We start from the raw sequence: 12,259 nt of genomic DNA on the forward strand, positions 1-12,259 counted from the left end.
TATGACCCAGCGCCATCTCCCCGCCGAGCTTGATTCCCTGCGCGCCGCCATTTTCGTGTTTGACGCCAGAGAGCGGCTGGTCGGCTGGAATCAGCAGGTGAGCCGCTTTTATCCCTCTATTCGCGACAAGCTGCGCCTGGGAATTACCCTGAGCGAACTGGTGGAAGACTTTACCGAAGCCACCTATATGTCTGAGGATGCGCGCGGCAAAGCGGAGTATGCCGCCAGCCTGATCAACCGTAGCCGTATCGATAACCAGTGCGAGCTGCGTCAGTTGGTGGATCGTAAGGTGTTTATTCAGCATAACCGCACCCCGGAAGGCGGCATTGTGGCGCTGCACACCGACCTTTCCGATTTCGATCTCGCCAGCCAGTCGCGCCAGCAGCTGCACGACGATTTCCTGCTGGCGGCGGAATCGACCCATATCGGCATCTGGGACTGGCAGGTCAGCGCCGATATTTTGCAGGTTAACGATGCGCTGCTGACCATGCTGGGCTACCCGCGCGAAACCTGGCACTACAGCGCCACCTTTCTCGATACGTTGGTTCACCCGGACGATCGCCAGCGCGTGCGATCGATGCTGCAACGCGCCAGCAACGACAGCGTGCCGGTGTTTGACTGTGAGATCCGTCTGCTGCATCACAGCGGCGAATATCGCTGGATGCTGCTGTCAGGTCAGGTGGTCAGCCTGAATATTAGCGGCGATATGGAACGCGCCATCGGCACCCTGCAGGACATTACCAAACGTAAAGAGGCGGAGCAGCTGTCGCAGCAGGCCGCCGCCGCCGCGCAGGCGGCCAACGAGGCGAAAAGCGCCTTTCTCGCCAATATGAGCCACGAAATCCGCACGCCAATGAACGGCATTCTCGGCATGACGCAGCTCTGTCTGGACACCTCGCTGACCGATGAGCAGCGCGATTATATGACGCTGGTGCTGCACTCAGCGAAATCGCTGCTGCGCATCATCAATGACATTCTCGACTTTTCAAAAATCGAAGCGGGAAAAATGGAGTTTGATGAAGAGATTTTTGAACTGCGGCCGTTTATCCAGTCTATCGTGCGGCCGCTGATGCCTGCCGCCAGCGAGAAATCGGTCGAGCTGCTGGTTAATATCGGCGACGATGTGCCGCACAGCATCAGCGGTGACACCGTGCGTCTGCGTCAGGTGTTGACCAATCTGGTGAGCAACGCCCTGAAATTCACGCCTCACGGCGAGGTGGAGCTAAAGCTGCAGATTCAGCAGCCGGGGCATCGCCTGGGTTTTGAAGTCTGTGATACCGGCATTGGCATTCCCGCAGAAAAACAGCAGCTGATCTTTGAATCCTTCAGTCAGGCAGATGCTTCAACCACCCGGCGCTATGGCGGCACCGGCCTTGGGCTGACCATCTCCGCCCGGCTGGTTGAGATGATGGGCGGCGCGTTAACGGTTTACAGCGAGCCGGGCAAAGGCAGCGTCTTCAGTTTTTCCCTGCCGCTGCCTGAACAGGCGCAGCAGATTGCCCCGGCGGTGCTCTCTCCGTTGCTCAACGGTCTGAACGTATTGGTGGTGGATGATAACGCCACCAACCGGCGGCTGATGCGCGATATGTTGCGTAATATGGGGCTGCGTCCCATGACCACCAGCAGCGCGGCCGAGGCACTGGCGCTGCTGGAAGAGAATCACGATTTTCCGCTGATTCTGCTGGATGCGCAGATGCCGGAACAGGATGGCATGTCGCTGGCGCAGGAGTTAAAGGCCAATCCTGCCTTAAGCCACAGCAAAATTATTATGCTCAGTTCGATGAGCCGCTTTATGGATGCCGCCGAACTGAAAAAAATCGGCGTGACCCGTTTTCTCAGCAAGCCGGTGGATCAGAAAGAGCTACAGGATACGCTGCTGGCAACGCTGGCCGTGGTCGATAGCGAAGCGCCAGCGCGTTTTATTCCTGCCGAACCGGCGCTCAAACCTGATGAGATCGCGCTGCATATTCTGCTGGCGGAAGATAACCTGGTAAATCAGAAGCTGGCAGGCTTTCTGCTGCAAAAGATGGGACACCGCTTTGACATTGTCGCTAACGGCATCGAAGCGCTGGAAAAACTGGATCAACAGCGCTGGGATCTGATTTTGATGGATTTACAGATGCCGGAGATGGATGGCGAACGCGCCACCGCGCTGATTCGGGAAAGAGAAGCGCGCAATCCGCGCCTGCCGCGCCAAAAAATTATCGCCATGACCGCGCACGCCATGCAGGGCGATCGGGAGTTCTGTTTGCAGCACGGTTTCGATGGCTATATTGCCAAACCGGTTGCGCCCGATGTGCTGCAACAGGAGATCGCCCGCGTGATGGCGCTTGAGATCCCTGGCGCCTCGCCGCCGCCGTCCGCCGCCCCGCTTGCCGATCTCACCACGCTCAGTAGCCAGCTTGGGGTGGATATTCCGCTGCTGAAAGAGCTGCTGGCCCTGTTTTCCAGTGAATTGCCCACGTTACTCGACCAGCTACAGCAGGCGCTGCGCGCGCGTCATCGCGATTCCATTCGTCGCCTGGCGCACAAGCTGCGCGGTGAATCCGCGACGTTTGGCTTTGGCCATTTCGTTACGCTGCTGCATGAGATAGAACAGGCCGCCGATCATGACCTGCCACTCGATTACGACGCGCTGGTAAGCCTGCTGGATGAGCAGCGTGAACAAATTCTGCTGGCCCTGCATCGGCTCCAGGAGGAAGGATGAAAGTATGCTGCATCGCCGTGCTGTGCACGGTTTGCTGTTCCGCTCAGGCGGCTTCTGCCGTTGCGCCGCCCATTAGCCTGTCGCTGGCCGGAGAATGGCGCGCGCATGACGCTAACGATAACGATTTCCCCGGCTGGCGCGGCAGTGATAGCGACTGGCGTAAGCTGCGCGTTCCCGCCAACTGGTACAGCGCAGGCTGGGATCATCAGGGCGCGCTCTGGTATCGCACTGAATTTTCTCTGCCACCGCTGCCTGAAGAAACCATGACGACACTGGTTTTTGACGGCGTCGATTATTTTGCTGACGTCTGGTTTAACCGCCAACGTCTGGCGCAGCATGAGGGCTATTTCCAGCGTTTTTCCGTGGATATCAGTGACAACGTCACAAAATATAATCGGCTGGCAGTACGCGTGGACAGCCCGTTTGAAGATCCCAACAAGAACTGGCCGCTGCGTAAAAACCTGATGAAAGGGGTGCTGAACCAGCACGATTCGCGGCCGGGCGGCGCCTGGTCACCGCAGGGTCAGGACGCTAACTCCGGCGGCATCTGGGCACCGGTACGCCTGCATCTTAGCCGAGGGGCAACCATAGATAACCTTATTCTGCGGCCCGACTGGTCACAGGGGTTAGATCATCCACAGCTTAAAGTCGACCTTCCTTACCGTGCGCTAAAAGCAGGCAGCGCCACGTTAAAAGTGCGCGCCACACCGGATAATTTCAGCGGTGAGCCGTATGAAAAAAGCGTAACCGTGACGTTGTCACCTGAGAAGGAAACAAAGTCCCTGTCGTTAACCCTGCCGATGCCTGACGCGAAGCTGTGGTGGGCCACCGGCTACGGCAAGCCGCATCTATATCGCATCACCGCCACGTTAAGCGATGAGCAAGGAATCATGGATCGGCAAAGCAGCCGCACCGGCCTGCGCAAGGTGGAAGAGCAGCCTGAAAACCGCGGCTGGCTGCTGAACGGCAAGCGCATCTACCTGCGCGGCACCAACTATATTGGTTCGCCCTGGCTTGGCACCATGAACGATAAAAAGTATCGCCGCGATCTGAACATGGTGCAGCAGATGAACGGCAACGCCATTCGCGTACATGGGCACGTCGCCGGACGCGCGCTTTATCGTCAGGCGGACGAACTGGGCATGATGATCTGGCAGGATGTGCCGCTGCAGTGGGGCTATAACGACAGCCAGGAGTTTGCGGAAAATGCCGCCCGCCAGACGCGTCAGATGGTGGAGCAGTTTGGTAACTCTCCGGCGATTGTAGTTTGGGGCGGGCAAAACGAACCGCCGTTTAACTCGCCGTGGATGGAAAAGCGCTTTCCCGACTGGCACAAAGATCTGAATCGCCATTTGACGCAAAAGGTGGCGGAGACGCTGGCGGAAGATCGCTCGCGCATTGTGCATCCCTTCTCTTCAGTGGAAGAACACTACTGGCAGGGCTGGTATTTCGGCGTGCCGACCGATGTGCTGCAACCGGCCAAAACCGGCATTATTACCGAGTTCGGCGCACAGGCGTTGCCAAAGCTCTCAACCTTAAAAACCATTATTCCGGCAAAAGATAGGTGGCCTGCCAGCACCGCGCCGGGCGATGCCAAATGGACCCGCTGGAAATACCATAACTTCCAGCCGATTCAGACGTTCCAGTTCGCCAAAATTGCGCGCGGCGACAACATGGCGACCTTTATCGCCAATACCCAGCGCTATCAGGCGGAGCTGGTGGCGATGGCAGCGGAAAGCTATCGCCGTCAGCGCTTCCAGCCGGTCACCGCCCTGTTCCAGTTTATGTTTGTGGAAACCTGGCCTTCGATTAACTGGGGCGTGGTGGATTATCTGCGCCAGCCGAAAGCAGGCTATTACGCGTTGCAGCGCGCCTATCAGCCGCTGTTGCCTTCCATCGAGCCGGTGACGCTACAATGGCAGGCGGGAAAACCAGGGCAAATCCGCTTGTGGACGATTAACGATAGCTGGGAAGCGCTCAAGGGCGCGACGCTGAGCTGGTCGGTAAGCCAGCAACGCGAGACACTGAATAAAGGCAGCCGCACAGTGGATATCGCTGCGGATTCCGGCAGCAAGCAGGTTGACCTCTCTTTTACGCCGCGCACCACCGCCCCGATAAAGGTCACGGCAAAAATTAGCGATGCGCAGGGCCGGGTTAAAGCAGAGAACGTTATTGAGCTGCGCCCCGCCGCCGCCCCGTAAAAGCGGATATCAACTATGCTTAATAACGATTTAACAAGAAAAAAGGAGCGGTAATGAAAAAGCGACTGGCGATAATGCTGTTTATGGCAAGCTGCGGCGTAGCGCAGGCGGCGGATCAGGCTGGCAGCGAAGCGGAAACCTATATTGCGGGTCTCTGTGCCTTAAACGGCGAGCAGCAGACAACAAGCGCATCCAAAGAGGATTATGTGCAGCAGCTTAAAAACATGATCATGCGCGGATCGGCTCCTTACGGTATGGACAAACCTGAATTTAATCAGGATGAAGCGGAAAAGGTCGCTGATGCCTATAGCAAGCTGCCTGAGGACGTGAAGCAGCGTAACCTTAAAGACGCCGAGGCCTGTAAAAAGGCGACGCTGGCGCAGTATCAGAAAGCGGAATAAGCGGCTTAACCGAGCGGGCAACTGCCCGCTTTACCGGTTATCCGGCTCGGCAAAGGCGGCTTTTAGCGCAGCGATAAACAGCGTGACGCGCCTGGGCAGATAGCGCACGGTCGGCAGCACCGCCCAAATTGAAAGCCGCTGCGGACTCACCCCGGTCAGCACCACTTCCTGTAGCAGACCCTGAGCGATTTCATCTTTCACATCCCACCAGGCGAGCTGCGCCAGTCCTAAGCCCTGCACGCATAACGCTCTGATGCCGTCTACGTTGCTGGCGCTAAAGCGCCCTTCAACGCTCACGCTCTCGATTTCTCCCTGGTTTTCAAATGACCACTGCAGCACGCTGGAAAGTCGCAGGCAGTTATGATGCGCCAGCTCACTCACCGAGCGTGGCGTGCCGCAGCGCGCCAGATAATGCGGCGAGGCGCAAAGTACGCGCGGATTATCGGCGATCTTGCGCGCAATAAGCGTGGAGTCGCGCAGCGGGGCGACGCGCACCGCAATATCAATGCCGCTGCCGACAATATCCACCACCTCATCGCTAAGCTGCAAATCAATGCGCATTTCCGGGTTCGCGCTCAGCAGATCGGGAATAAGCGGCAGGATATGACGACGCCCCAGTCCAGAAGGCGCGGTGATGCGCAGCAAGCCCCCCGCGCCGGTTGCGGCCGGTAGAAAAAGCGCCTTTGCGCTCTCTTCGGCTTCGGTGATGGTGCGGGCATAGGGAATAAACTCGGCGCCTTCCTGCGTCAGCGACAGTGAACGGGTGGTGCGTTGAATTAGACGCCTGCCGAGTTCCTGCTCCAGCGCCGCAAGCCGCCGTGAGGCCGCCATCGGGGTGATATTTAGCCGCCGCGCCGCCTGCGCCAGACTGTCGCTTTCCGTTACCGCCAGGAAAAGGTGAAGATCGTTGACGTTCATGATTATATCGCTTTCCGTTATTCCGCCCTATCCTGAGCCGCTATTTAACCGCTGTGGCAGACGGATTATATTCTTCTTAGAGATAAAGACCAATCAGGAGAAACCATGTCTGCCTCCCCGCTTTTTACGCCCTTGCCCCTTAAAAAAGAGATACTCAAAAACCGACTGGTGGTGGCGCCGATGACGCGCGTAACGGCCACTGAGGATGGCATCGCCAGCCTGAAAATGAAACGCTATTATCAGGACTTCGCCCGCGGCGGCTTTGGACTGGTGATTACCGAAGGTATTTACGTTGATACCCAATGGTCGCAAACATATGCGTTTCAGTCAGGCATGGTAAATGCATCTCAGGCGGAAGCCTGGTTGAGCATTACCCGCGCCGTCCACAGTCATGGCGCTAAAATTATTGCCCAAATTCAGCACGCAGGCGCGCTGTCGCAGGGAAACTATTATCGCATGGATACGGTCGCGCCTTCCGCCGTACAGCCTGCGGGCGAGCAGCTCACTTTCTATCGCGGCGCGGGAAAATATCCTCTGCCGCGTGAACTGAGCGACGCCGAAATTCAGGATATTATTGCCAGCTTTGCCGATGCCGCCGGGCGCGCCGTCGATGAAGCTGGTTTTGACGGCGTGGAAATCCACGGGGCCAATGGCTATCTGCTGGATCAGTTTCTGACCAAACCGCTGAACCAACGTACGGATAAATGGGGCGGCGACACCGCTCAGCGTCTGACGCTGGCGCGAGAGGTAATCAACGCCGTCCGTGCGCGCGTCGGTGAAGAAGCCTGCGTGGGTATTCGTATCTCGCAGGGAAAAGTGAATGACTTTACCCATAAATGGGAAAACGGCGAAGAAGATGCACGCACCGTGTTTACCTTGCTGGCAGATTCTGGCGTGGATTACATTCACGTAACCGAATATGAAGCCTGGCAACCGGCATTTCCGGACAACGCGGCGACCTTCGTTGCGCTGGCGCGTAAATATGCGCCGCAGCTGACGATCATTGCTAATGGCAGCCTGCATGATGTCGCCAGAGCCGAAGAGGTGCTGGCTCAGGGAGCGGATTTAATTGCGCTGGGGCGCGGAGCGCTGGCTAACCATGACTGGCCGCAACGGGTTGCCAATCAGCAGCCGTTACGCGAGTTCGATCGCAGCATTCTGGCGCCGCTGGCGGATATTAAAGCGTGCGAATTGCCTGACTGAACATGCTAACGCCGTTTATCAGCTGAACCGCCCTGCGTTGTTCGACAACAAAAAGCCGCCTGCCTGAAGTCATCCGGTACTGTCATTAACGGGCGGCTTTTTGTTCAGGTTGGTTACTCTTTACCGGTTAAAAAACGATAAATCACCGCCAGATCCTGCTCGCCATAACCCGCATCGATCGCCTGTTGCCACAGCTTCGCAATATGTTGCAGCCCCGGCATCGACTGATCTTCCGCCGCGCTCAGCGCCAGCTGCGCATCTTTCAGCGCCCAGGTCAGCTGCATCTGCGGCGTATAGTCGCCGCCCTTGATGGTATCCAGCTTCACTTTGGCATAAGGCGCAGCTAGCGGCCCGCCCTCCAGCACCGACCAGAGATCGTCAGGCGTAAAGCCAAACTGCTGCGCCAGGCTGGTGCTTTCCGCCAGCCCCTGCATCATCGCGATCAGCCAGGCATTTACTACCAGCTTCATGCGGGATCCTGCGCCCGCCTCGCCTAACCAACGCGCGCCTTTGCTGATGGCGGCGAAAACCGGCTCCAGATCCGCCGCGCGCTGACGATCGCCGCTGGCCAGAATCAGAATCTGTGCGTTTTCCGCGGGCGCTTTGGTGCCGGAAACCGGCGCATCAATATAGACCACATCCGGGCGCGCGGCGGCCAGCTGGGCAACTAACCGGTCGGTGGCTTCCACGCCGATGGTGCCCATCTGACAGAAAACGGCGTTGGGTTTCAGCGCCGGGGTAATCTGTTGCAGCACGCTTTCGGTGGTCGCGCCGTCTGACAGCATCGCCACTACGACTTCTGCCTGCGCTGCCGCCTGCTGCGGCTCATCACACAGCTGCATGCCCGCCGCCGCCAGATCGTCACCGCGCGCTCGGGTGCGGTTCCAGCCCGCGACCTGAAAATCGTTCTTGACCAGGTTAGCCGCAAAAGCGTGCCCCATGGCGCCTAATCCCAATACCGCAACTGCGGGACGTTGATTCATGGTGTAAATCCTTCTTTATTAGTGTTGGTTAATTCTGGCTTACCACCTGATAATAGTCTCGTTTTATCTCAGGCAGATGATCATGCCTTTTCTGCCTGCTACCGGTTGCGCAGCGCCAGTACTCTGGCGGCCTGACGACCGGTTTTTTTTGCAAAATGTGTCAAGCCTGCCAGGCTTATGCGCATTCGTTACGGAACGTTATTGAATATTTCTGTCGCAGGACGCCTTTATGAACATCATCCGCATTTCTTCTTTCTCCGTCCGTTTTGTGGCCGTGCCCGCCCTGCTGGCTGTCAGCGCGGCTTGTGCCGCCGCCGGTAATGAATCAACGCTGGTGGTCAGCGCCTCGTCCGATGGGCTTTCTGAACTGGATACGCCTGCGGCGGTAAGCGTGGTGGACGGCGACGACCTGCGTCTGGCCGCGCCGCGCGTTAATCTGTCGGAGAACCTTTCTGGCCTGCCGGGGGTGCAAATCCAGAACCGGCAAAACTATGCGCAGGATTTGCAAATTTCCATTCGCGGCTTTGGTTCACGCTCCACTTACGGCGTACGCGGTATGCGCATTTATGTGGATGGCATCCCGGCGACCATGCCGGACGGCCAGGGGCAAACCTCCAATATCGACCTGAACTCGGTCGATCGCGTGGAAGTGCTGCGCGGCCCCTTTTCCGCGCTGTATGGCAACGCCTCTGGCGGCGTGATTAATATTGCCAGCCAAAAAGGCAGCCAGCCCGCCAGCGTTGAGGCCAGCAGCTACTATGGCAGTTTCGGCAGCTGGCGCTATGGATTAAAAGCTCAGGGTGCTACCGGCGATGGCAGCCAGGCGGGCGATGTGGATTACGCGGTTTCGGCCACGCGTTTCAGCACCCACGGCTACCGCGACCACAGCAGCGCGCAAAAGAATCTGGGCAATGCGCGGCTGGGCGTACGTATTAATGATGTCAGTACGCTGACGCTGCTGTTTAACAGCGTGGATATTAACGCTCAGGATGCGGGCGGCCTGACCAACGCGGAATGGCACGCCAACCCGCGCCAGTCGCCGCGTGCGGAGCAGTACAACACGCGTAAAACCACCAAACAAACGCAGGCCGGGCTGCGCTATGAACGTCAGATGAGCGAAAATGACGATCTCAGCCTGATGGCCTGGGCGGGCGAACGCGAAACGGTGCAGTACCAGTCGATCCCACGTGCGCCGCAGCGGAAGGCAACGCACGCCGGTGGCGTGATCGATTTAACCCGCCATTATCAAGGTATTGATGCACGCTGGACGCACCGTGACGCTATCGGCGCGGTGCCGGTTACGCTAACCGGCGGGCTGGATTATGAAACCATGAGCGAGCGCCGCAAAGGTTTTGAAAACTTCGTGCTACAGAACAATACGCCCAGCTACGGTCATAAAGGCGACCTGCGCCGTAACGAGCGCAACCTGATGTGGAACCTGGATCCCTATCTGCAAACTTCATGGCAGCTGACGCCAAAACTGACGCTGGACGCAGGCGTGCGCTTCAGTACGGTGAATTTCGATGATAATGATTTCTATACGCGGCGCGGAAGCAACAGCGTGACCGATCCTGACAACGGTGACGACAGCGGCGAAGCGCGCTATCACCGCTGGCTGCCTGCCGCCGCGCTGAAATATGCGCTGACCGATGCCTGGAATATCTACGCCTCCGCCGGACGCGGCTTTGAGTCGCCGACCATTACTGAACTTTCTTACCGCAACGACGATCAGGGTGGCCTGAATAATCGGTTGCAGCCTTCAACCAGCGATACGCTGGAGATCGGCAGTAAAACCCGCATTGGCAACGGCCTGCTCAGCGCGGCGCTGTTCCAGACCGATACCAAAAGCGAAATTGTTGTCGCCAACAGTGAAGGCAGACGCAGCAGCTATAAAAATGCCGGACAGACGCGGCGACGCGGCCTGGAGCTGGCGCTGGACCAGCAATTTGCCCTCGACTGGCGGCTGCGCGCCTCCTGGACTTTGCTGGATGCCACCTATCGCGACAGCGTAGAGAGCGAAAAAAATCCGGTGACGCGCGGCAATCGCCTGCCGGGCGTGGCGCGTAATATGGCTTTTGCTGCGCTGGAGTATGCGCCGGAAGCGGGCTGGTACGGCGGTATCGATCTGCGTTATATCAGCGAGATTCAGACCAACGACAGCAATAGTGAGCAGGCCCCGGCTTACGCGGTGACCGCCCTGAACGGCGGCTATAAATGGCGTACCGGCAACTGGGTGCTGGATCTGTTTGGCCGCGTGGATAACCTGTTTGACCGCAGCTATGTCGGTTCGGTGATTGTCAATGAAGGCAACGGTCGCTACTTCGAGCCGGCACCAGGCCGCAATTATGGCGTGGGCGCCTCTCTGAGCTGGGAATTTGATTAACCCTGTTGTTAAACCGTGAAATTGTGGGCCGTAACGCGCGATGCTACTGTGTAGCGCTTACAGCCCACAGGAGAAACAACATGATAGCGGTGCAGCAGGTACGTCAGATCGCTTTTCCCGCCGCAATCGCCGGTTTTATCGCGACGCTTATCGGCTACGCCAGCTCTGCGGCGATTGTCTATCAGGCTGCCGCTGCCGCAGGTGCCAGCGCGCATGAAATCGGCGGCTGGTTTACCGCTCTGGGTTTGGCAATGGGTATCAGCTCGCTCGGCCTTTCGCTTTGGTATCGTCAGCCAATTCTTACCGCCTGGTCGACGCCCGGCGCCGCCATGCTGGCCACCAGCCTGGATGGCATTACGCTGTCGCAAACCATCGGCATCTTTGTCTTTACCAACCTGTTGATTGTGCTGTGCGCACTAACCGGGCTGTTTGCCCGTTTAATGAAGGTGATCCCACAGGCGGTCACCGCTGCCATGCTCGCCGGGATTCTGTTGCGCTTTGGCCTGCAGGCGTTTGGCGCCTTGCCCACCGATGTGCTGCTGTGCGGGATAATGTGCATCAGCTGGCTGCTGGCGCGGCGTCTGCTGCCGCGCTATGCGATTATCATTACGCTGCTGGCAGGCCTGCTGGTAACGCTGGCGCGCGGCGATCTGCATTTAAGCCAGCCGCTGCTTACGCTGAGCTGGCCAACGTTTATTATGCCTACCTTTTCTCTGTCGGCGCTGTTGGGCGTGGGTTTGCCCTTTTTTCTGGTGACAATGGCTTCACAAAACGCGCCGGGCATCGCCACCTTGCAGGCGCACGGCTTTGACGCGCCCGTTTCGCCGCTTATTGGCTGGAGCGGCCTGATTGCCCTGCTGCTCTCGCCGTTTGGCGGCTTTTCCGTTTGCCTTGCCGCGATTACCGCTGCTATCTGTATGGGCGAAGAGGTGCATGCCGATCGCCGCAAACGCTGGCTGGCGGCGGCCTGCGCAGGCTTTTTCTATCTGCTGGCGGGCCTGTTTGGCGGTGCCGTTGGCCTGCTGTTGACCGCCCTGCCGATGGTACTGATCCATACGCTGGCGGGGTTGGCCTTGCTGACCACGCTCACCAACAGTATTCAGCGGGCGCTGCATCAGGAAGAGACGCGCGATGCGGCGATGGTTACCTTTTTAGTGACCGCTTCCGGCATTACGCTGGCAGGCGTAGGCGCACCATTTTGGGGATTATTAACCGGCATGCTGGTATGGTTAATATTATCGGTCAACCGGCTTCGCTAACAAGAACAAGCGTTTATTTAATGCGATTCTTTATTTGCGCCGAAAATATCTGTACAGGTTTATCAAAACCTGTACAACTATAAACCCTGCTGTTGCGATGATGTTGAGCGGATTAAAGCATAACCATTAAATTACCCGACCATTATTTTCGCGCTAAATATTCAATCAGGTAATGAAAGGTGAATAAGCGCAATTAACTATAAA

General features: G+C 57.7%; 8 protein-coding genes. 6 read left to right on the forward strand and 2 right to left on the reverse strand.

What is annotated here, in order from left to right; translation table 11 throughout:
* Position 1 precedes the first annotated feature (1 nt).
* From J2X14_RS04275 to J2X14_RS04285, 3 genes are read left to right on the forward strand one after another with little or no spacing between them, the layout of a single operon-like run.
* Positions 2–2,707: a response regulator gene (locus J2X14_RS04275; protein WP_352409945.1), complete on the forward strand. Its 2,706-nt coding sequence runs from the start codon at positions 2–4 to the stop codon at positions 2,705–2,707.
* Positions 2,704–4,908: a glycoside hydrolase family 2 protein gene (locus J2X14_RS04280; RefSeq protein ID WP_352409946.1), complete on the forward strand. Its 2,205-nt coding sequence runs from the start codon at positions 2,704–2,706 to the stop codon at positions 4,906–4,908. Before J2X14_RS04275 ends, J2X14_RS04280 begins: the two co-directional genes overlap by 4 nt.
* Positions 4,909–4,961: 53 nt before the next feature.
* Complete coding sequence (locus tag J2X14_RS04285; RefSeq protein WP_352409947.1) at positions 4,962–5,309, forward strand: hypothetical protein; 348 nt, start codon at positions 4,962–4,964, stop codon at positions 5,307–5,309.
* Positions 5,310–5,339: 30 nt separating this feature from the next.
* Here J2X14_RS04285 and J2X14_RS04290 read toward each other — a convergent pair whose 3' ends face one another.
* Entirely contained in the window at positions 5,340–6,227 is an 888-nt protein-coding gene (locus J2X14_RS04290) for a LysR family transcriptional regulator (protein WP_352409948.1), read from the reverse strand.
* 105 nt (positions 6,228–6,332) lie between these two features.
* Here J2X14_RS04290 and J2X14_RS04295 point away from each other — a divergent pair, with 105 nt between their 5' ends.
* Positions 6,333–7,430 carry an NADH:flavin oxidoreductase gene (locus J2X14_RS04295; RefSeq protein WP_352409949.1) on the forward strand — a complete coding sequence of 366 codons (1,098 nt, stop codon included), beginning with the start codon at positions 6,333–6,335 and terminating at the stop codon, positions 7,428–7,430.
* A gap of 113 nt (positions 7,431–7,543) precedes the next feature.
* On the opposite strand, the gene J2X14_RS04300 is transcribed toward J2X14_RS04295, so the two are convergent.
* Entirely contained in the window at positions 7,544–8,413 is an 870-nt protein-coding gene (locus J2X14_RS04300; RefSeq protein WP_352409950.1) for an NAD(P)-dependent oxidoreductase, read from the reverse strand.
* Positions 8,414–8,642: 229 nt separating this feature from the next.
* On the opposite strand from J2X14_RS04300, the gene pqqU reads away from it, so the two are divergent.
* Entirely contained in the window at positions 8,643–10,796 is a 2,154-nt protein-coding gene (pqqU, locus tag J2X14_RS04305; RefSeq protein ID WP_352409951.1) for a TonB-dependent receptor PqqU, read from the forward strand.
* A gap of 80 nt (positions 10,797–10,876) precedes the next feature.
* The gene (locus J2X14_RS04310) at positions 10,877–12,055 is read left to right on the forward strand and encodes a benzoate/H(+) symporter BenE family transporter (protein WP_352409952.1); all 1,179 of its coding nucleotides are present in this window, start codon (positions 10,877–10,879) and stop codon (positions 12,053–12,055) included.
* The last annotated feature ends 204 nt before the right edge of the window (positions 12,056–12,259 follow it).

The sequence above is a fragment of the Mixta sp. BE291 genome (assembly GCF_031457955.1).
GTDB lineage: Bacteria > Pseudomonadota > Gammaproteobacteria > Enterobacterales > Enterobacteriaceae > Mixta.